We start from the raw sequence: 19,577 nt of genomic DNA, 5'->3' as shown, positions 1-19,577 counted from the left end.
AGCATAATTCGTTTCGTGCGAGTTCCTGACCATACGGTCAACAACTTCGCCAGCCTTACCTGCCTCAAAGCCTCGCAACCAGCCTCAGGGCGTGCGGCGCTGGAAATAACAATAAAACTCTTGAGGAGTACTCGCTGTGGAAAGCCGCAAACCCGAAGCCCAGCCGCTGGACCTTTCGCCGCCCCTTCGCAGTGGCTGGCTGGAACGCCTCTTCAAACTCAGCTTGCATGGCACCACGGTGAAGACCGAGATGATTGCCGGCCTGACGACCTTCATCACCATGGCCTACATCATCTTCGTCAACCCCAACATCATGGCCGACGCCGGTATCGACCATGGCGCCGCATTCGTCGCCACCTGCATCGCCGCCGCCCTGGGCTGCCTGTTGATGGGCTTGTACGCCAACTGGCCGGTGGGCCTGGCGCCGGGCATGGGCCTGAACGCCTTCTTCACCTACACCGTGGTCGGCACCATGGGCTACCACTGGGAAACCGCCCTTGGCGCGGTGTTCGTTTCCGGAGTGCTGTTCATGGTCCTGACTCTCTCGCGGGTCCGGGAGTGGCTGCTCAACAGCATTCCGGTGAGCCTGCGGTTCGCCATGGGCGCCGGGGTCGGGTTGTTTCTTGGACTGATCGGCCTGAAGACCGCCGGTATCATCGTCGACAGCCCCGCCACCCTGATCAGGCTTGGTTCGCTGCGTGAGCCCGGTCCGCTGTTGGCCGCCGTGTGTTTCCTGATGATCGCCGTGCTGAGCTATCACCGGGTATTCGGCGCGATCCTGATCAGCATTATCGCCGTCACCCTGGCCGGTTGGGGCCTGGGCCTGGTGCAGTACAACGGCGTGCTGTCGACGCCTCCGAGCCTGGCGCCGACCTGGATGGCGATGGACGTGGCCGGCGTGTTCAATGTCAGCATGATCAGCGTGGTGCTGGCGTTCCTGTTCGTGCACATGTTCGACACCGCCGGCACCTTGATGGGCGTGGCCCAGCGCGCCGGGCTGGTCAAGCCCGATGGCAAGATCGAAAACCTGTCCCGCGCCTTGAAGGCCGACAGCGCCTCCAGCGTCTTTGGCGCCATGGTCGGCGTGCCGCCGGTGACCAGCTACGTGGAAAGCGCCGCCGGTGTCGCCGCGGGTGGTCGTACGGGGCTTACCGCCGTGACCGTCGGTGTGCTATTTATTGCCGCCATGTTTTTCGCGCCGCTGGCCGGGATGATCCCCGCCTATGCCACTGCCGGGGCGCTGATCTACGTCGCCATGCTGATGATGGGCGGCATGGCCCACATCGAATGGGACGAAGCGACCGACAGCATCCCGGCCATTGTCACGGCCATCATGATGCCCCTGACGTTCTCGGTAGCCGACGGTATCGCACTGGGATTCATCACCTACGTGGTACTCAAGGCCGGCACCGGCAAGCGCAAGGAAATTTCCGTCAGCCTGTGGGTGCTCTGCGCGATTTTCATCGCCAAGTTCATCTTCTTGTAAGCGATCCACGGTTTCATCCGCCTCACCCCGCCGGGTGAGGCTTTTGTCTATCAGGAGCAAAGCAATGAATCTGGAAACCTGGCTGTTGTTCAGCGGTGCAGCCCTGGTGGTGATCCTCATCCCCGGCCCACTGTCGCTGTTGATGATCGGCAACAGCCTGAACTACGGCCTGCGTCGTTCGTATCCGGCGTTTCTCGGCGGCGTGTTCGCCTCGATCTGCCTGCTGAGCGCTTCGGCCCTGGGGCTCGGTGCCTTGCTACTGGCCTCGGAAAAACTGTTCAGTGCACTGAAGATCCTCGGGGCGCTGTACCTGTTCTACCTGGCCTGGCAGAGCTGGCAGCAATCGCGCCAACCCGCCCAGGGCGCCGAAGTGCCCCAGGCCGCCGCCGTCCCGCGGTTTCGCGCGCTGTTCGGGCGGGCGTTCGTGCTGGGCGCCAGCAACCCCAAGGACATCCTGTTCTTCGCCGCGTTCCTGCCGCAGTTTTTGAGCGCCCAGCAGCCGTTCCTGCCACAACTGTCGATCATGATCGCCACCTGGACCGTCCTCGACCTGCTCTGCAAGCTGGCCTACGGCCTCGGCGCCCACGGCGCGGCGCGCTATCTGCGCACCGGCAGGGGCCAGAGCTGGTTCAACCGGATCAGCGCCGGCCTGTTCGGCGGCGCGGGCGCGGCATCGCTGATGTCCGCCCACTGAGCATCGATTGCCACCAGTGGCCTGAGCTTTCGAGCCCCGGCCTTGGCAAAACGTGGCAACAACCCATCGATATACACCTCAGGGGAAAACACCTTAGATAGAAGGCCATTTCACGTACCGTTGAACAAGGAAGTTCATCATGGCCGAGGTTACACCACCCCCCTTTGCTCCTGACGACCACGGTGTCGTCGTCACGGACCTGGGTCTGCACACCAATGAACACACCCCCGCGACACTCGATTTCCGAGTGCCCGATAAGGCGCCGCCCAGCCCCGAACACACCCACAGACGCGCCCAGCTCAAGGTCGTCGATCAACTTTATGGCCCGCTCCACATCGGCTCCGTGGCCGTCACTCGTTCGGCCCTGGATGCACTGGGCGCGACGACCGATGGGCAGCCGCTGAATGGCGACAACACTTTCTTTCGCATCCCCAGCCGCTTCTTCCTGGACTCATTGCAGCTCAACCCGGATGCCATCGAAACCCGCCTGACACACACCACCGATGCCGACGACTATCGCCTGCCCACCCTGCTCTTCGAAATGGCAAGCCTGCGGTCCCGGGCCGCGCGCCCATTGCTGCGACAACCTCGGCAAACCCAGGCTGAGCCGGGCAGTTACCGGAATACGCTGGACAGGCTCTTGAAACTGGCCCAGAACCTCGACAGCCGTGGCTTGGCACAACAGTCACTGAGCTGGTTGAACCAGGCCAAGAGCCACGTACTCATTCCTACCGGTCTGGGTCTCCAGGCCTTCGGTATCTACAGCGGCCTGCGCGGTCTGCAAGACGCCATCCGCGACCAGGACGCTTACCAGACGCTGTTCAACGGCGCCAGCCTGAGCGCCGAGGTGGCGTCCATCGGCGTCGAGGCGCTGGTGACCCGGCAAGCCACCCAGATGATCAAGGCGGGCCAGCGCTCGCTGGGGGATTTCGGCAAGACCACGTTCGCCATCCGGCTGGCCCGTGGCAGCGGCCTGATCGCCAGCGTGCTGACCCTGCCTTTCGACATCATCGCCGCCGTCGATGCCTTCAAGGCCGCCGCCACCGCCACCGGCCGGGAAGCCACCGATCATTACGTCAGCGCCGCCTTGAGCGTCACCAGTGCCGCCATGGCCGTGACCCTCGGTGTCGCCGCGTTGGCAGGGTTCACCTCGGCCGGTCCCGCGGGCCTGGCGGCAGGGCTGATCCTGGTGGTCGGTTCACAGGTCTGGGGCGCCATCCGTCAAGTCGATGAAATCGACGACTACCTGCAACTCACCGTGCATGAACGCCTGCGCACGGGCTGGTTCGCCTTCTGGATGATCAGCCCGGATGACGACATCCGCGATCGCTATCTCGTCGCCAAGGCCACCGCCGAGCACACCCGGCGGCTGCGGGCCAACGCCCTGAACCTGCTCAGGGGACCGTTGAAAGACAGCACCGAAGCGATCGTGAACGGCAACTTCACCGTAGAACTCGAACGGGTAACCTACAGCACCTGGAACTGGTGGACCGGCGAACGCCAGCAAGCGACGACCGTGCGCCCGCGAATCAAGGACAGCGATGACACAATCGACGCACGCAACGGTGTCACCGAGCAAACCCCCGGCGCCGTTATTGAAGCGGCGGCGGACCATAAGGGCATTCATTGGTACATCGGCGGTGGCAACGACACCCTCCTGGGCGCCGAAAACAAGCCGAACGTGTTCCATTACGGCAGCGGTATCAAAGCGCTGACCGGCGGCGCGAAAGATGACGTGTTCATTTTCGAGGGTTTGCCAGAAATCGTCGCGCCAGAGCCGGCGCCCTCGCCCAATCGCCTGGTGGGCGGCGCAGGCAGCGACACGCTGATATTGGCCGGCCGCAACAGCAACCCCCAGGCGCCGCGACTGGGGTATCACGTCGATCTCGCCGCCGGGCGAGTCAGCGTCATCGAGCAAGCGCCTGAAGCCGCGAGTGGCGCCTACCGCCCGACCGTCCTGGACAGCATCGAACACGTCGAAATCCTCGAAGGCGGAACCAGCGTCATCAAGGGAACGGCCGGCTCGAACATATTGAAGTCCCGCGGCCACGACTCCATCGAAGCCGGCGCCGGCGATGACCGGATTCACATCCTCGGCGGCAGCAACCGCAACGCAGATGGCGGCCCGGGGGCTGACGTCTATGCCATCGCCCATCGCCCCGGCCATGTCTCGATCAGCGAAGATGGCGCAGACCACAGTGTCATCGCGCTGGACTGGCGCGCGGACCTGATTGAAAGCTGGGCCATCGAAGCCGGCAACCTGGTGATGACGGCCTGCTTCGATGCGAACGACTGGGATGTTCGCACCGTGACCGTCAACCACGTCTACAGCGACACCGCCTACCCAAGAGCACTGCAAAACAGCAAGCTGACCTTCATCACCCAGGACGGCTTTCATTGGGTGCCCGACCTGCCCGACAGCATCGAGGATGACCACCGGCTTGCCGTAGAAGCCATCATGGTGCAACAGGGCACACCGCGGAACCCGAGCATCCTCAACGATCGCAGCGAGGTCTCGATCGCCCACGACCGAGACACGAGCCATTATGTGTCCCGCCTGGTCGAACTCACCACCCTGAACGTCAAGCAGAAAAGTGACCGGTCCACCACCCTTCATCTGGACTACACCCGCGCCGAACTGACCCGGATCGACGCCCACTACAATGCCCATGTCACTCAGGAAGACGAAGGCGACAGCGTCCGATACGGCGAATGTGGGCTGACGCTGCACTTCGGCGAACGGCGGGTCGTGCTGAACAACCTGGCCAGTTCCGATGAGCGCTACACCGCACGAATAAAGCCCACCGGGCGCCGGGCCTTTTCCGCCCTGGTGTCCCAGCATGTGTTCATCCTGGTCATGAATGACGGCACGTCCTACCGCTTGGCTCAGCCCGCTCCCGACTACGGCCTGTTGCTGGACAAGCGCTTCATCGACAAAGCTCCGGTGAGCTGGACGACCGAAGCGCCCGAGGCGCTCACGCCCACTCGAAAGCGCTATGCCTACCTCCAACCGCTGGATAAGAAGCCGCATTACATGGGCCAGCGAGCGACCTGCGCCAAGCTCACGGCCTCTGTGCAACAGAGCGGTGTCGAAGTCCTGATCGGCCAGGGCGCGACGTACCTTGTCCACCTGAGCCCGAACATGACGCTGCGCCTGTCCACGCCCGGCGCCCTGGCCAGTGCCAAACCCCGCTTGCCCCACGCCTCCACCTGGGAACTCGACGCCACGGCCCTCGGCCCGGTCCGGATCACCCTGGTCTCCAACCGACTGCACATCGGCGCAACGGTCATCTATCTCCCTGCCTATGGGGCGCAGGACCTGGTCGACCGGATACGGGTGATTACGGCGCAAGGTGTCGTCTATGAGGTCGACAGCCTGTTCGAGCGGGTCTACGTAGAATCGCTGGATGGCCGCTACCTGGCGCCCATGATCGACGTCGACGCTTGGCCACCGGAGCTGGCCAAGGTCACGGCCGAATCCTTGAAAGTCTCACATATGGCCGTCAAGGACGGCTCATCCGGCACCTTGAGCTATCACCTCAAGTCACGTCAATGGCGCCTCGATACACAACCCTCCCGGGTCATCAGGGCGCATCAGCTGAAAAAGACCGAGCTGTGCGACCACCATCTCGAGATCTATCAGGACCTCGTCCGCGAAGGCCTCAGCCAGCACCCACCTTTGGACGACAATGCACTGCGCCTACTGCGGGAACAGTGCGTGAAACTGGTAGAGGGCTTTACGCTGAGCAAGTCGCTGATGTTGGCCTACGCCGTCAGCCTGAGCCCGACATTCGGCCAGCAACTCCCTTATTCCACCTGGGTTCGGGCGCTGGATGAAGTGCTGCCAGGACATTCCCAGCCCTGAGGCGCGTCTTACGAAAGGTTCGTTCGAACGGCATATCTATGTAACGCACCCGCCTGCGCCTTTTCATTGAACATCTTCAAGACCGCGGCCTGTCAGCGCGACAGGCCGCAGGCTCGATCATTTTTCAATCCAGGAGCAGACACATTTCATGAGTCCAAAACGCCCTATTCGGCCCACGGTGCCCACCGAGACGCCCCACAGCCCGCGCGATACGCAGGCCCCGACATTACCCAGAAATCCCATCAGGGGGGATGGCTTTGACCCGGGCTCCAGCTCATCGTCAGGAAGCGACACCCAGGCACCAGAGCCGCTGCACACCCCCGTCCACCTCTCCGAGATCAGTTCACTGGCGCCGGTCGGAGCGATATCCGTCGCCCTGTCGTTGGACCCTTATTACCTTTCACCGGAACTGGTGCCCCTGTTATCGGAGCCCGACGCCATTTCGGGAATCCGCACCTTCAGGACACGCACGTACGTCGAATTGGAAGAAGGCGGGACGGTGCTGCTGGGCCACGATGCCGAAGGCCATTACAGGGCCCGCTCCAGCGCCGAACTGGTCGCCTCCGGGCCACGCCTGGAACAAGTGGCAGGCAGCCTGCTGTGGCGGCAAGTTGTCGTTGCGGTCGATGCAGACAGCAGTGACTCAGTGCTGACCATCACCTTGCACAGCTCGTCGGACGATGACGCCTCGACCACCTCCAAGCGCCAGCGCACGACACCGCCCCCGCAAAACGAAGCCACCGAGCAAGCGCCGGCGCTCTTCAGGCCGGATTGGGCGTTCACGCCGACACTCGCGCTGCCCCAGTTCATCACCGTGAACGATGTCCACTACAAGGTCATGAGCCGCATGGATGCACGCCAATTCCCGATTCTGTACATCCAGCCGCCTACGCATCCGGCCTATGATTTCGATGTGCTGGAAGCCATTCTCAGGCACACACCGGAGGAACAGCCCAGGGCCGCGATACGTGTTCCACCGGATGATCACTGGGAAATCGACACCCGGCTGCCTTTCGAAAAACCACTGACGGCTCATGTCAGGGATATTTTTCCGGAGGTCACCACTGTCACCCTGGAAAACATCGCCAGGAAGCAATTCGAGCTGGCCAACAGCTCACCGTACGCCGACGCCGCAGGACTGACTGCCCTGCGGCAGATTTTCCACAGCTGGAAACACGCCACCCCTTCCCCGCACCCGCAATGGAGTGATCCGTTGCTGATGCTGTCGATTCTTCCCACCACGTCAGGCATCACCAATACATCACGCACAATCGAGCTGCCTGCCCCGTCCTCGACGGGTGCCTTGAACCGGCTGGACTTCGACCCCATGCGGTTTCGGCGCCAGTGGGAATTTTTCCTCAACACCTACTCCACTGTGGATTTCAAGCGCTTCATGGCCGATCTGCTGAGGCGCAATGGCTACACGGTCATGGAGCCCAACAGCTTCAACAGTTTTCCGGCCCTGGTCTTTCGACGCACAGGCCATGACTACCTGTTTTTCATGAGCCTGCACCGCACCCGGATCCCGAAGCTGTCCATGCCCACGCAAAACAACCCCAACACGACGGGCATGAGCCTGGAAACTCAGGTCGGAGACGCCGCCGCACAAGTCGTCAAGGACGCCCACGAAGCCAACAGGATCATCTGGCTCAGGGGCGGTTCGCAGATCCTGCCAGGCGCTGCCGACACCGTTTTCATCATCCGCGATGACAACGCCCGGCTGTAAACCCGCGGGCAAAAAAAAAGCCCGCAGTGTGGGCGGGCGAAAACCAGAGAAGCTTTATGCGCAGTGGCTTCCAGGATCAGGCAACTGCTTGGGGTCAGCTGCCTCGATAGGTTGAATAGGCGTAAGGCGAAATCAGCAGGGGTACGTGATAGTGCTCCTGCTCGGCCGAAATGCCGAAGCGCAACACCACCACGTCCAGGAACGCCGGATCGGGCAACTGGACGCCACGGGCGCGGTAGTAGTCGCCGGCATGAAATTGCAATTGATAGACCCCCGATCGGTAGTCCTCCCCTTGCAGCAGCGGTGCATCGCAACGGCCGTCGCTGTTGGTCTGCGCACTGGCAACCCATTGCAACTGCGTGCCTTCCACGCGGTACAGCTCGATTGTGATTGCGCTGCCTGGGCAGCCGTGTGCAGCATCCAAAACGTGAGTAGTCAAACGTCCCATTGATTGTGCGCGCCACGCTGCAAGGCAGCCCGGCCCGACGCCTCCTGAATCAGTTGAAAGACAGGCCGCACCGTTTCAAGGCACGAACAGCGCGGCGATGACGAATTAAGACACTTTAAAACGAAATTGTACACAATAAAAAACAGTTCTTTACTTCCGCCCGAGCCTGCTGACCTTCCCGACCTGGTATTGAGTTAAACCAATGGTTATCCGGCCCTCCCAAGCATAAATTGACCAAACGGGCAGATTTCTTGCAGTGTAGGTCATGGGGAGCGTCGAGCGAAAAATGCAAAAAATCAGGCTTACAAATCGCGCATAAAGTTGTATACAATCACTCCATCGTCGTGACGCCAGACCCGATCCATCCTCCAGGCGCCACCCACATGGTTCGAACAAGAAGGAAGACTGCAGTGAGCGCTGACTACCCACGCGACCTGATCGGTTACGGCAGTAACCCTCCCCACCCCCAGTGGCCGGGCAATGCCCGCATCGCCCTGTCCTTCGTGCTCAATTACGAGGAGGGCGGCGAGCGCAACATCCTGCACGGCGACAAGGAGTCCGAAGCGTTCCTTTCCGAGATGGTCGCGGCGCAACCGCTGCCAGGCGAACGCAACATGAGCATGGAATCGCTGTACGAGTATGGCAGCCGTGCCGGGGTCTGGCGGATCCTCAAGCTGTTCAAGCAATTCGATATCCCGCTGACCATCTTCGCCGTAGCCATGGCCGCCCAGCGTCACCCGGACCTGATCCGTGCGATGGTCGCCGCCGGCCATGAAATCTGCAGCCATGGCTACCGCTGGATCGACTACCAATACATGGACGAGGCCCAGGAACGCGAGCACATGCTCGAGGCGATCCGCATCCTCACCGAGATCACCGGGGAACGTCCGCTGGGCTGGTACACCGGACGCACCGGCCCCAACACCCGACGGCTGGTGATGGAAGAAGGCGGCTTCCTCTACGACAGCGACACCTATGACGACGACCTGCCCTACTGGGAGCCGAACACCCCCAACGGCAAGCCGCACCTGGTGATTCCCTACACCCTGGACACCAACGACATGCGTTTCACCCAGGTCCAGGGTTTCAACAACGGCGACGACTTTTTCCAGTACCTCAAGGACGCTTTCGACGTGCTATATGCCGAGGGCAGCGAAGCGCCGAAGATGCTTTCCATCGGCCTGCACTGCCGTTTGATCGGCCGCCCGGCCCGCCTCGCCTCCCTCAAGCGTTTCCTGGAGTACGCCAAGAGCCACGAGCAGGTCTGGTTCAGCCGTCGCGTCGACATTGCCCGGCACTGGCAGCAGGTCCATCCGCATCCGGGCGTGTCTAAAACGGGGGGCTCGAAATGACTACGTTCCAGACCCTCAAGCCTTCCACCCTGAGCCGCGAGGCGTTCGTCGAAGCCTTCGGCGAGATCTACGAACATTCGCCATGGGTGGCTGAAAAAGCCTTCGACCTGGGCCAGGACCCGTCGATCGACGAGATCGAAACCCTGCACCAGCGCATGAGCGACATCCTGTTGAGTGCCGATCAAGCCAGTCAGCTGGCGCTGATCAACGCTCACCCGGACCTGGCCGGCAAAGCTGCCGTCCAGGGGCAACTGACCGAGGCCAGCACGAACGAACAGGCTGGCGCCGGTATTCATCAATGCACGACTGAAGAGTTCCAGCGCTTCACCGAGCTGAACGAAGCCTACAAGGCCAGGTTCAGGTTTCCCTTCATCATGGCGGTAAAAGGCAGCAACCGGCACCAGATCCTCGCGGCGTTCGAAACGCGCATCCACCATTCGGTCGAGACTGAATTCAAATGCGCGCTGGCAGAGATCAACAAAATCGCGTTGTTCCGACTACTGACCCTCTAGCGAGCAGCCTGCCGAACAGCACTGCAAGCATCCCCAGCCAAACTTATTAAAGGCAGACAAGAAGAATGAAAGCTTACGCCGTACCTTTCGAGAAGTTCGTCAACCTGGCCGACGCCCGCTTGGGCACCAGGATCATCTCGGTTACCGATGACTGGTTCGCCGACGCCAACCGCCTGTTCCAGCCGACCCCGGCGGTGTGGAAAGAAGGCGTGTTCGACGACAACGGCAAATGGATGGACGGCTGGGAGTCACGTCGCAAGCGCTTCGAAGGCTACGACAGTGCAGTGATCCGCCTGGGCGTGGCGGGCTCGATCAAGGGCGTGGATATCGACACCTCGTTCTTCACCGGTAACTATCCGCCGTCGGCGTCCCTGGAAGCCTGTTTCCTGACCGAAGGCGAGCCGGACGAAAACACCCCATGGACCGAAGTGCTCTCGGCGGTCGAGTTGCAGGGCAACAGCCACCACTACCATGAAATCAGCAACGACCAGGCCTTCAGCCATCTGCGCTTCAACATCTATCCCGATGGCGGCGTGGCCCGCCTGCGGGTGTATGGCATCCCGTACCGCGATTGGTCGGCCGTAGGCGACAACGAACAGATCGACCTGGCCGCCGCCCTCAACGGTGGCCGTGCCCTGGCCTGCTCGGACGAGCACTTCGGACGCATGAGCAACATCCTCAACCCTGGTCGTGGCATCAACATGGGTGACGGCTGGGAAACCGCCCGCCGTCGCACGCCAGGCAACGACTGGGTCATCGTCGCCCTGGGCCATGCCGGCGAGGTCGAGAAAGTCATCGTCGACACCCTGCACTTCAAGGGCAACTACCCTGACAGCTGCTCGATCCAGGGCGCGTTCGTCAAGGGCGGCACCGACAGCCAGATCGAAACCCAGTCGCTGTTCTGGCGCGAACTGCTGCCGAGCCAGAAGCTGCAAATGCATGCCGAACATACCTTCGCCGAGCAGCTCAAGGCCCTGGGCCCAATCACCCACATCCGCCTGAACGTGTTCCCGGATGGGGGTGTGAGTCGCCTGCGAGTCCTGGGCAAGGTCGCGAAGTAAACCAGCACCTGTGGCGAGGGAGCCTGCTCCCGCTGGACTGCACAGCAGTCCCATTGTTGAGGGCCGCTTCGCGACCCAGCGGGAGCAAGCTCCCTCGCCACAAAAGCTGAACCGACAACACAGAATTTTGGATTAAGAAGACCAGCATGCGCACACTCAAGATCGAACCCTTGACCAAAGAAGCCTTCGCCCCGTTCGGTGACGTAATCGAAACCGATGGCAGCGATCACTTCATGATCAACAACGGTTCGACCATGCGCTTCCATCGCCTGGCGACGGTGGAAACCGCCCTGCCTGACGACAAGGCGATCATCAGCATCTTCCGCGCCGACGCGCTGGACATGCCGCTGACCGTGCGCATGCTGGAGCGCCATCCGCTGGGCAGCCAGGCGTTCATTCCGCTGCTCGGCAACCCCTTTCTGATCGTGGTCGCGCCACTTGGCGATGCACCTGTATCAGGCTTGGCCCGCGCCTTCGTCACCAACGGCAGGCAGGGCATCAATTACCATCGCGGCGTCTGGCACCACCCGGTGCTGACGATCGAAAAGCGGGATGACTTCCTGGTGGTTGATCGCAGTGGCACAGGCAATAACTGCGATGAGCATTTCTTCAAAGAGGATGAGTTACTGATCCTCGCCCCCCACCAATAAGAGAAGCGTCCGATCACGCGCAGACAAGCGTGACGGGCGAGAGGTAAAGACTGTGGAAGCACATATGCTGGAATGGCTGAACCTGAGCATTCGCTGGGTTCATATGATCACTGGCGTGGCCTGGATCGGCGCGTCGTTCTACTTCGTCTGGCTGGAAAACAACCTCAATCGCGTCAATCCCAGGAGCGGCCTGGCCGGCGATCTGTGGGCCATCCACGGTGGCGGCATCTACCACCTGGAAAAATACAAACTCGCACCCCCGTCCATGCCGGACAACCTGCACTGGTTCAAATGGGAAGCCTACTTCACCTGGATGTCGGGCATCGCGCTGCTGTGCGTGGTGTTCTACTGGAACCCGACCGTCTACCTGCTTGCGCCCGGCAGTGGCCTGAGCGGGCCCGAAGGCGTTGCCCTGGGCATTGGCTCGTTGTTCGTCGGCTGGTTCATCTATTCGTTTCTCTGCGACTCGGCCCTGGGCAAGCGCCCCGCCTTGCTCGGCTTGATCCTGTTCGTGCTATTGATCGCCGCTGCCTATGGGTTCAGCAAGGTATTCAGCGGTCGCGGTGCCTACCTGCATGTCGGGGCGGTCATCGGGACGATCATGGTCGGCAACGTGTTCCGCATCATCATGCCGGCACAGCGTGCGCTGGTAGCAGCCATTGCCGAGAATCGCACGCCTGATCCGGCACTGCCGGCCAAAGGGCTGTTGCGTTCACGGCACAACAACTACTTCACCCTGCCGGTGCTGTTCATCATGATCAGCAACCATTTCCCGAGCACCTACGGCAGCCAATACAACTGGCTGATCCTGGCCGGGATTGCAGTGGCGGCGGTGCTGGTACGGCACTATTTCAACACCCGCCACGACAGCAACCGGTTTGCCTGGACGCTGCCGGTCGGCGCCCTGGCGATGATCTGCCTGGCCTACGTCACCGGTCCCAAGCCTGTCTCCACCGCACCAGACGTGGCCAAGGCGCCGGCGGCCATCGAGTACCAGCCGCTGCCGGAAACCGCCATGGGTGGCGGCGCCAAGCCTGAAGCCGCGCCGGCCGCTCCTGCGGCGGCTCCAGCCCAGGCTTCCACTACCCAAGGTCCATCCTTCGAAAAAGTCCACGGCGTGATTCAGGAACGCTGCGCGGTCTGCCACTCGGCCAAGCCCACCAGCCCGCTGTTCAGCGCTGCGCCCGGCGGGGTGATGTTCGATACGCCGCAACAGATCCAGCAACAGGCCGCGCGGATCCAGGCCCAGGCCGTGACGTCCCAGATCATGCCCCTGGGCAACATCACCCAGATGACCCAGCAGGAACGCGACCTGATCGGCGCCTGGATCACCCAGGGCGCACGGACCAACTGAGCCGAACACTGCACCACCGTTATACCGCTGACAGGCAGGCCGGAACACGACCGGTCTCCTGTCGGCGACAGGCTGCGCCTCGACAATAACAGCAAGAGCGAAGCGACCGATGATCCAGCCCCGCCCCACCGCTGCAGAACCAGCGCTGACGCGCCGTCGCCGGCCACTTGAGCCCGTTGATGCAAGCCCGTATCCTGCGCGGCCGTTCGAATCCGGCCGACTCCAATAATTCCAAAAAACGCCTGACCTACTGCCAGTCCCTTCCGGTCATGGCCCAGATCCTGTCAGCCTTTGTCACGAGCAAAAAGCTGACCGAACGGATGTTTCATCCGCCGAAAAAAGGCGCCACATCAGAGCGCTGATTGAAAAAAAAGCGGTATCACTTACCTTTGGGAGCAAACCGAATGAAACGTACGTGCACCAGCCTGGTACTCGCAGGATCCTTGTTGGCCGGGGGCCAGGCCATGGCCGACGATCTGTTCCAGTGGCAGAACAACAGCCTGACCTATTTGTACGGCAAGGATTTTCAGGTCAACCCACGCATCCAGCAGACCGTGACCTTCGAACACGCCGATGCCTGGAAATACGGCGACAACTTTTTCTTCCTCGACCGGATCTTCTACAACGGCAAGGAAGACGGCCAGTCGGGCCCGAACACCTACTACGGCGAGTTCAGCCCGCGCCTGTCGTTCGGCAAGATCTTCGACCAGAAGCTGGAACTGGGTCCGATCAAGGATGTGTTGCTGGCGATGACCTACGAGTTCGGCGAAGGTGACAACGAGTCGTACCTGATCGGCCCCGGCTTCGACCTGGCGATTCCCGGCTTCGATTACTTCCAGCTGAACTTCTACAACCGCCAGACCGAAGGCCCACGTGCCGGCGACAACGTCTGGCAGATCACCCCGGCCTGGGCCTATACCATTGCCGTGGGCTCGTCCGACATCCTGATCGACGGGTTCATCGACTGGGTGGTGGACAACGACAGCAATTCCAAAGGCACCTACCACGCCAACCTGCACATCAACCCTCAGATCAAATATGACCTGGGCAAGGCCCTGAACCTGGGCGCCAAGCAGCTGTATGTGGGTGTGGAGTACGACTACTGGAAGAACAAGTACGGGATCGAAGACAGCGAAGGGTTCAAGACCAACCAGAGCAATACCAGCTTTTTGCTGAAGTATCATTTCTGATTACCCAACTTGCTCCTTGATACACAGGGGGGCCTGTATTGGATTCGGATTCAGCGTTCGCCACAAATCCCCTGTGGGAGCGAGCCTGCTCGCGATAGCGTCGCATCAGTCGACTCAGCAGTGACTGACCAATCGTCATCGCGAGCAGGCTCGCTCCCACTCGGGATTTGGGTCGACTGGCTCTTTTGTGTCATTCCTGAGCCAACCGCAAAAACCGCCGCAACTCCTCGCGCTGCGCCAACGCATCCTGGCGCCCCAGTTCGATCAGCTCGCTGCAATACCCCGCCTCGAACAACAGATAACTCAGCACCCCGGCGCCGCTGGTCTTGGTCGCACCCGGCCCGCGCAGGAACACCCGTAGCGCGCGGGGCAGTTCCTGGCGGTGGCGGGCGGCGATTTCGTCGATGGGCTGGCTGGGGGAAATCACCAGTACCTCCACCGGCGCCGCGCCCAAGGTATGGGCCGCGACGTCGTCGGGCAACCAGCGGCTGAAGCCGTTCAGGCGCTGCAACAGCTCGATGTCGCTTTCCAGGCTGTCGATGAACGTACTGTTGAGCATGTGGCCACCGATCTGCGCGAGAGTCGGTTGCAGGCCGGTGTAGCTGCGCTCCATGGGATCCCGCCCGCCGGCGCCTCGCGGGTTGCCACTGACACCGATGACCAGCACGCGATTGGCCCCCAGGTGCAGGGCCGGGCTGATCGGCGCCGATTGCCGCACGGCGCCGTCGCCAAAGTATTGCGGGCCGATCTTGACCGGTGCGAACAGCAAGGGAATCGCCGAACTGGCTAGTAGATGCTCCACCGACAATGGCGTCGGCACGCCGATGCGCCGATGTCGCAGCCAGGCATCAATGGTGCCGCGGCCCTGATAGAAGGTCACGGCCTGGCCGGACTCATAACCGAACGCCGTCACCGCCACCGCCCGCAATTGCTGCGCGGCGATGGCCTGCTCGATACCCGAGGCGTGGAATTGCGCCTGGAGCAGTTCGCGCAACGGCGAGCTGTCAATCAGCGCCACCGGCAACTTGGCGCCCAGGCCGAGCAGGCTATGAGTGATGAAACGCGTCGCCTGGGCCAGCACGCCGCGCCAGTCGCTGCGCATCACCTGATGGCTGCGCACAGCTTGCCAGAAGGCTGTCAGCCGTTCGATGGCGGTCTTGAAATCCATCGCCCCGCTCGCCAGGCTGACCGCGTTGATGGCCCCGGCCGACGTGCCGACGATCACCGGGAACGGATTATCTGCCCCGGCGGGCAACAATTCGGCAATCGCTGCCAATACCCCTACCTGATACGCCGCCCGAGCCCCGCCGCCGGAAAGAATCAAACCCGTTACCGGTTCAGCTGGGGTCATCGCATTGCTCCGTGCTCATGAAGGTGGACTAAAGGCTCAACCGCGTTTGTCGTACAGCTTCGGCTCACCCGGCGGACGACTCTTGAAGCGCCGGTGGGCCCAGAGGTATTGCTCGGGACAATCGCTGACCGAGCGCTCGACCCATTGATTGATGCGGATGCAATCGGCCTCTTCGGTCTCGCCCGGGAAATCTTCCAGCGGTGCCTGGATCACCAGACGATAGCCACTGCCGTCGGCCAGGCGTTCCTGGATGAAAGGCACCACCAGCGCCTTGCCCAGCCGAGCGAACTTGCTGGTGGCCGTGACGGTCGCGGCCTGGATGCCGAACAGTGGCACAAACACGCTTTGCTTGGCACCGTAATCCTGGTCCGGCGCATACCAGATCGCCCGGCCAGCGCGCAGCAGCTTGAGCATGCCGCGCACGTCGTCACGCTCTACGGCCAGGGAATCGAGATTATGCCGCTCGCGGCCACGGCGCTGAATGTAGTCGAACAGCGGATTCTTGTGCTCGCGATACATGCCATCGATGGTGTGCTGCTGGCCGAGCAGCGCCGCGCCGATCTCCAGCGTGGTGAAATGCAGCGCCATCAGGATCACGCCCTTGCCCTCGCGCTGAGCCTGCTTAAGGTGCTCGAGGCCTTCGACATGGGCCAGTTTCGCCAGCCGCGAACGCGACCACCACCAGCTCATGGCCATCTCGAAGAAGGCGATGCCGGTGGAGGCAAAGTTCTCCTTGAGCAGGCGCTTGCGCTCGGCGGCGGATTTTTCCGGGAAACACAGCTCCAGGTTACGCCGGGCGATGCGCCGTCGGTCACCGGCCACCCGGTACATCAGCGCACCCAATGCACGACCGATCCACAACAGGCAGGGATAAGGCAACTGGACGATCAGCCACAACAGCCCCAGGCCGCACCACAGCAGCCAGAAACGCGGATGAAAAAATGCAGCTCGAAAACGCGGGCGATCCATTACAGCTTCCACAAAGACATGGGCCGCGCATTCTACATCGTTCGACCCGGCTTGCGGCTCGCGGGCGATCTCGTTATAAGTCTCGGCACTTTTAGTGACAAGCCGTTGTACGCCGACCATGAGCCAAACCGAACCGCTAGACCAAGATCCCGTGTTCCAGCTGAAGGGCAGCATGCTCGCCATTACGGTGCTGGAGCTGGCCCGCAACGACCTGGAGGGCCTTGACCGGCAGCTCGCCGCAAAAGTCGCCCAGGCGCCGAATTTCTTCAGCAATGCCCCCCTGGTGCTGGCCCTCGACAAATTGCCGGCCGACCAGGGCTCGGTGGACCTGCCGGGCCTGATGCGCGTCTGCCGCCAGCATGGTCTGCGTACCCTGGCAATCCGCGCCAGCCGCATCGAAGACATCGCCGCTGCCATCGCCGTGGACATCCCGGTGTTGCCACCGTCCGGGGCCCGGGAGCGGGTGCTGGAGCTGAGTCCCGTCGAAACCAGGAAAGTCCCGGAAAAGCCGCCGGAGCCGACCGTCAAGCCGACCCGGGTCATCACCTCGCCGGTGCGCGGCGGACAACAGATTTACGCCCAGGGTGGCGATCTGGTGGTCGTGTCCTCGGTCAGCCCGGGTGCGGAACTTCTGGCCGATGGCAATATCCATGTATACGGCCCGATGCGCGGTCGTGCGCTGGCTGGCGTCAAGGGCGACACCAAAGCCAGGATCTTCTGTCAGCAATTGAGCGCTGAACTGGTTTCCATCGCCGGGCAGTACAAGGTTTCCGAGGATCTGCGCCGTGACCCGTTGTGGGGCGCCGGCGTGCAGGTCAGCCTGTCGGGCGACGTGTTGAACATCATTCGGCTTTAACGGATACTGCCGCATTTTCCAAGCATCTCTAAAACGTAGCGAAACGGCTGAAACGACGTAGGAAACAGGATCAGGCAGGGTTTACCGGAGGTGAACCTCGTCCCGCGCCCTGTTCCAGCCAGGCCTGTACAATTGCCGCCGTTCTCTAGAGATGTTTTTCAGGGGCTGACAAAGTCCTTTTTCCTTAGGGGTGAAACACCTTGGCCAAGATTCTCGTGGTTACATCCGGCAAGGGTGGTGTGGGTAAGACCACCACCAGCGCCGCTATCGGTACCGGCCTCGCATTGCGCGGCCACAAGACAGTCATCGTCGACTTCGATGTCGGCCTGCGTAACCTGGACCTGATCATGGGTTGCGAGCGCCGCGTAGTCTATGACTTCGTCAACGTGGTCAACGGTGAAGCGAACCTGCAACAGGCCCTGATCAAGGACAAGCGCCTTGAGAATCTCTACGTGCTGGCCGCCAGCCAGACCCGCGACAAAGACGCGCTGACCCAGGAAGGCGTGGAAAAAGTCCTGATGGAGCTCAAGGAACAATTCGAGTTCGTGGTTTGCGACTCCCCGGCCGGTATCGAGAAAGGTGCCCACCTGGCGATGTATTTCGCTGACGAAGCGATCGTCGTCACCAACCCGGAAGTGTCCTCGGTACGCGACTCCGACCGCATGCTGGGCCTGTTGGCAAGCAAATCCCGTCGTGCCGAGAAAGGCGAAGAGCCGATCAAGGAACACCTGCTGATCACCCGCTACCACCCGGAGCGTGTCGAGAAAGGCGAAATGCTCGGCGTCGAAGACGTCAAGGAAATCCTCGCCGTCCGGCTGCTGGGCGTGATCCCGGAATCCCAGGCGGTGCTCAAGGCCTCCAACCAGGGTGTCCCGGTCATCCTCGACGACCAGAGCGACGCCGGCCAGGCCTACAGCGATACCGTCGACCGCTTGCTGGGCAAAGACCTGGAACACCGGTTCCTCAACGTCGAGAAGAAGGGATTCTTCGAGCGCCTGTTTGGAGGTAGGTAATGAACCTTTTTGACTTCTTTCGTGCCAACAAAAAGCCCAGTACCGCCTCGGTCGCGAAAGAGCGTCTACAGATCATCGTGGCGCACGAACGCGGCCAACGCAGCACCCCGGACTACCTGCCCTCCTTGCAGAAGGAACTGGTCGAAGTGATCCGCAAGTACGTCAACATCGGCAACGATGACGTGCATGTCGCGCTGGAAAGCCAGGGCAGCTGCTCGATTCTGGAACTCAACATCACCCTGCCGGATCGCTGATCGATCCTGCGGGAGCCACGGCGGCTCGGGCCCTTCCCTCTATCCCCCAAAGGTTAGAGAGCAAGGGCCCGAGCCGCCGTTGGCGTTTGTACCGAGACTGTTTTCAATGCCCCTTTCCAACATCCGCATCATTCACCAGGACGCCGCCGTGCTGGTGGTCGACAAGCCGACCCTGCTGCTGTCCGTGCCCGGCCGGGCCGACGACAACAAGGACTGCCTGATCACCCGCTTGCAGGAAAACGGCTACCCGGAAGCACGAATCGTGCACCGGCTGGACTGGGAAACCTCCGGCATCATCCTGCTGGCCCGGGACCCGGACACCCATCGCGAACTGTCCCGGCAATTCCATGATCGCGAAACCGAAAAAGCCTACACCGCGTTGTGCTGGGGCCAGCCGGCGCTGGACAGCGGCAGCATCGACCTCCCCTTGCGTTATGACCCGCCAACCAAGCCGCGCCACGTGGTCGACCATGAGCACGGCAAACATGCCTTGACCTTCTGGCGCGTGCTGGAACGCTGCGGCGACTGGTGCCGCGTCGAGCTGACACCGATCACCGGGCGCTCGCATCAACTGCGCGTGCACATGTTGTCCATCGGCCACCCGCTATTGGGCGACGGGCTCTACGCCCACCCGCAAGCCCTGGCCGCCTGGCCGCGCCTGTGCCTGCACGCCAGCATGCTGAGCTTCACCCACCCGCAAAGCGGCGAACGCCTGCGCTTCGAGTGCCCGGCACCGTTTTGAGCCTTGGCAAACAGAGCCTCTTTGGCAAAAGCGCTGTTGTGGCGAGGGAGCTTG

The 19,577-nt window shown here is 61.8% G+C and carries 18 protein-coding genes; 15 read left to right on the top strand and 3 right to left on the bottom strand.

The features are described from left to right. Nucleotides 1–136: 136 nt before the first annotated feature. The 4 genes from ACLEJR_RS12785 to ACLEJR_RS12770 all read left to right on the top strand — a co-directional run bounded on the left by ACLEJR_RS12785 (nucleotide 137) and on the right by ACLEJR_RS12770 (nucleotide 7,771). Complete coding sequence (locus ACLEJR_RS12785; RefSeq protein ID WP_440794358.1) at nucleotides 137–1,486, top strand: NCS2 family permease; 1,350 nt, start codon at nucleotides 137–139, stop codon at nucleotides 1,484–1,486. 64 nt (nucleotides 1,487–1,550) lie between these two features. Next, nucleotides 1,551–2,180 carry a LysE family translocator gene (locus ACLEJR_RS12780; RefSeq protein WP_440814385.1) on the top strand — a complete coding sequence of 210 codons (630 nt, stop codon included), beginning with the start codon at nucleotides 1,551–1,553 and terminating at the stop codon, nucleotides 2,178–2,180. Between the two features lie 139 nt (nucleotides 2,181–2,319). Beyond that, nucleotides 2,320–6,045, top strand: a complete 3,726-nt coding sequence (locus tag ACLEJR_RS12775) for a calcium-binding protein (protein ID WP_440814383.1) — start codon at nucleotides 2,320–2,322, stop codon at nucleotides 6,043–6,045. A 412-nt stretch (nucleotides 6,046–6,457) separates the two neighbouring features. After that, nucleotides 6,458–7,771: a hypothetical protein gene (locus ACLEJR_RS12770; protein WP_440814382.1), complete on the top strand. Its 1,314-nt coding sequence runs from the start codon at nucleotides 6,458–6,460 to the stop codon at nucleotides 7,769–7,771. Nucleotides 7,772–7,865: 94 nt separating this feature from the next. Here ACLEJR_RS12770 and uraH read toward each other — a convergent pair whose 3' ends face one another. Then, nucleotides 7,866–8,219 carry a hydroxyisourate hydrolase gene (uraH, locus tag ACLEJR_RS12765; RefSeq protein WP_440794365.1) on the bottom strand — a complete coding sequence of 118 codons (354 nt, stop codon included), beginning with the start codon at nucleotides 8,217–8,219 and terminating at the stop codon, nucleotides 7,866–7,868. Nucleotides 8,220–8,629: 410 nt separating this feature from the next. Here uraH and puuE point away from each other — a divergent pair, with 410 nt between their 5' ends. The 7 genes from puuE (at nucleotide 8,630) to ACLEJR_RS12730 (ending at nucleotide 14,338) form a co-directional block, all read left to right on the top strand. After that, the gene (gene puuE / locus ACLEJR_RS12760; protein WP_440814380.1) at nucleotides 8,630–9,571 is read left to right on the top strand and encodes an allantoinase PuuE; all 942 of its coding nucleotides are present in this window, start codon (nucleotides 8,630–8,632) and stop codon (nucleotides 9,569–9,571) included. Further along, nucleotides 9,568–10,083, top strand: a complete 516-nt coding sequence (gene uraD / locus ACLEJR_RS12755) for a 2-oxo-4-hydroxy-4-carboxy-5-ureidoimidazoline decarboxylase (protein ID WP_440794369.1) — start codon at nucleotides 9,568–9,570, stop codon at nucleotides 10,081–10,083. The genes puuE and uraD overlap by 4 nt, the downstream gene beginning before the upstream one ends. Before the next feature lie 65 nt (nucleotides 10,084–10,148). Beyond that, the gene (gene alc / locus ACLEJR_RS12750; RefSeq protein WP_440814377.1) at nucleotides 10,149–11,144 is read left to right on the top strand and encodes an allantoicase; all 996 of its coding nucleotides are present in this window, start codon (nucleotides 10,149–10,151) and stop codon (nucleotides 11,142–11,144) included. Between the two features lie 146 nt (nucleotides 11,145–11,290). Further along, complete coding sequence (locus ACLEJR_RS12745) at nucleotides 11,291–11,794, top strand: ureidoglycolate lyase (protein WP_440794373.1); 504 nt, start codon at nucleotides 11,291–11,293, stop codon at nucleotides 11,792–11,794. A gap of 52 nt (nucleotides 11,795–11,846) precedes the next feature. After that, entirely contained in the window at nucleotides 11,847–13,148 is a 1,302-nt protein-coding gene (locus ACLEJR_RS12740) for a urate hydroxylase PuuD (protein ID WP_440814375.1), read from the top strand. 179 nt (nucleotides 13,149–13,327) lie between these two features. Further along, complete coding sequence (locus tag ACLEJR_RS12735) at nucleotides 13,328–13,510, top strand: hypothetical protein (protein ID WP_440814372.1); 183 nt, start codon at nucleotides 13,328–13,330, stop codon at nucleotides 13,508–13,510. 42 nt (nucleotides 13,511–13,552) lie between these two features. Next, nucleotides 13,553–14,338, top strand: a complete 786-nt coding sequence (locus ACLEJR_RS12730) for an outer membrane protein OmpK (RefSeq protein WP_440814370.1) — start codon at nucleotides 13,553–13,555, stop codon at nucleotides 14,336–14,338. Nucleotides 14,339–14,528: 190 nt separating this feature from the next. On the opposite strand, the gene ACLEJR_RS12725 is transcribed toward ACLEJR_RS12730, so the two are convergent. Further along, the gene (locus tag ACLEJR_RS12725; protein WP_440794380.1) at nucleotides 14,529–15,689 is read right to left on the bottom strand and encodes a patatin-like phospholipase family protein; all 1,161 of its coding nucleotides are present in this window, start codon (nucleotides 15,687–15,689) and stop codon (nucleotides 14,529–14,531) included. A 36-nt stretch (nucleotides 15,690–15,725) separates the two neighbouring features. Beyond that, nucleotides 15,726–16,658, bottom strand: coding sequence for a lipid A biosynthesis lauroyl acyltransferase (locus ACLEJR_RS12720; RefSeq protein WP_440794382.1), 933 nt, complete (start codon nucleotides 16,656–16,658; stop codon nucleotides 15,726–15,728). A gap of 118 nt (nucleotides 16,659–16,776) precedes the next feature. Here ACLEJR_RS12720 and minC point away from each other — a divergent pair, with 118 nt between their 5' ends. The 4 genes from minC (at nucleotide 16,777) to ACLEJR_RS12700 (ending at nucleotide 19,523) form a co-directional block, all read left to right on the top strand. Further along, nucleotides 16,777–17,514, top strand: coding sequence for a septum site-determining protein MinC (gene minC, locus ACLEJR_RS12715; protein WP_440794384.1), 738 nt, complete (start codon nucleotides 16,777–16,779; stop codon nucleotides 17,512–17,514). Nucleotides 17,515–17,714: 200 nt separating this feature from the next. Next, on the top strand, nucleotides 17,715–18,527 hold the full coding sequence (gene minD / locus ACLEJR_RS12710; RefSeq protein WP_024779631.1) for a septum site-determining protein MinD: 813 nt from the start codon (nucleotides 17,715–17,717) through the stop codon (nucleotides 18,525–18,527). Next, on the top strand, nucleotides 18,527–18,781 hold the full coding sequence (minE, locus tag ACLEJR_RS12705) for a cell division topological specificity factor MinE (RefSeq protein ID WP_007960071.1): 255 nt from the start codon (nucleotides 18,527–18,529) through the stop codon (nucleotides 18,779–18,781). Before minD ends, minE begins: the two co-directional genes overlap by 1 nt. A gap of 106 nt (nucleotides 18,782–18,887) precedes the next feature. Further along, nucleotides 18,888–19,523 carry an RluA family pseudouridine synthase gene (locus tag ACLEJR_RS12700; protein WP_025214990.1) on the top strand — a complete coding sequence of 212 codons (636 nt, stop codon included), beginning with the start codon at nucleotides 18,888–18,890 and terminating at the stop codon, nucleotides 19,521–19,523. The last annotated feature ends 54 nt before the right edge of the window (nucleotides 19,524–19,577 follow it).

This window comes from Pseudomonas sp. SMN5 (assembly GCF_052041925.1).
Lineage (GTDB): Bacteria > Pseudomonadota > Gammaproteobacteria > Pseudomonadales > Pseudomonadaceae > Aquipseudomonas.
This window is presented reverse-complemented; position numbering and strand designations above follow the sequence as displayed.

Bases quoted from the DNA above. Each gene is read 5' to 3' on its own strand.
- ACLEJR_RS12720 (WP_440794382.1), bottom strand. From the start codon at position 16,658: ATGGATCGCCCGCGTTTTCGAGCTGCATTTTTTCATCCGCGTTTCTGG.
- uraD (WP_440794369.1), top strand. From the start codon at position 9,568: ATGACTACGTTCCAGACCCTCAAGCCTTCCACCCTGAGCCGCGAGGCG.
- minE (WP_007960071.1), top strand. From the start codon at position 18,527: ATGAACCTTTTTGACTTCTTTCGTGCCAACAAAAAGCCCAGTACCGCC.
- ACLEJR_RS12735 (WP_440814372.1), top strand. From the start codon at position 13,328: ATGCAAGCCCGTATCCTGCGCGGCCGTTCGAATCCGGCCGACTCCAAT.
- alc (WP_440814377.1), top strand. From the start codon at position 10,149: ATGAAAGCTTACGCCGTACCTTTCGAGAAGTTCGTCAACCTGGCCGAC.
- ACLEJR_RS12745 (WP_440794373.1), top strand. From the start codon at position 11,291: ATGCGCACACTCAAGATCGAACCCTTGACCAAAGAAGCCTTCGCCCCG.
- ACLEJR_RS12775 (WP_440814383.1), top strand. From the start codon at position 2,320: ATGGCCGAGGTTACACCACCCCCCTTTGCTCCTGACGACCACGGTGTC.
- ACLEJR_RS12700 (WP_025214990.1), top strand. From the start codon at position 18,888: ATGCCCCTTTCCAACATCCGCATCATTCACCAGGACGCCGCCGTGCTG.
- ACLEJR_RS12725 (WP_440794380.1), bottom strand. From the start codon at position 15,689: ATGACCCCAGCTGAACCGGTAACGGGTTTGATTCTTTCCGGCGGCGGG.
- ACLEJR_RS12780 (WP_440814385.1), top strand. From the start codon at position 1,551: ATGAATCTGGAAACCTGGCTGTTGTTCAGCGGTGCAGCCCTGGTGGTG.
- minC (WP_440794384.1), top strand. From the start codon at position 16,777: ATGAGCCAAACCGAACCGCTAGACCAAGATCCCGTGTTCCAGCTGAAG.
- uraH (WP_440794365.1), bottom strand. From the start codon at position 8,219: ATGGGACGTTTGACTACTCACGTTTTGGATGCTGCACACGGCTGCCCA.
- ACLEJR_RS12730 (WP_440814370.1), top strand. From the start codon at position 13,553: ATGAAACGTACGTGCACCAGCCTGGTACTCGCAGGATCCTTGTTGGCC.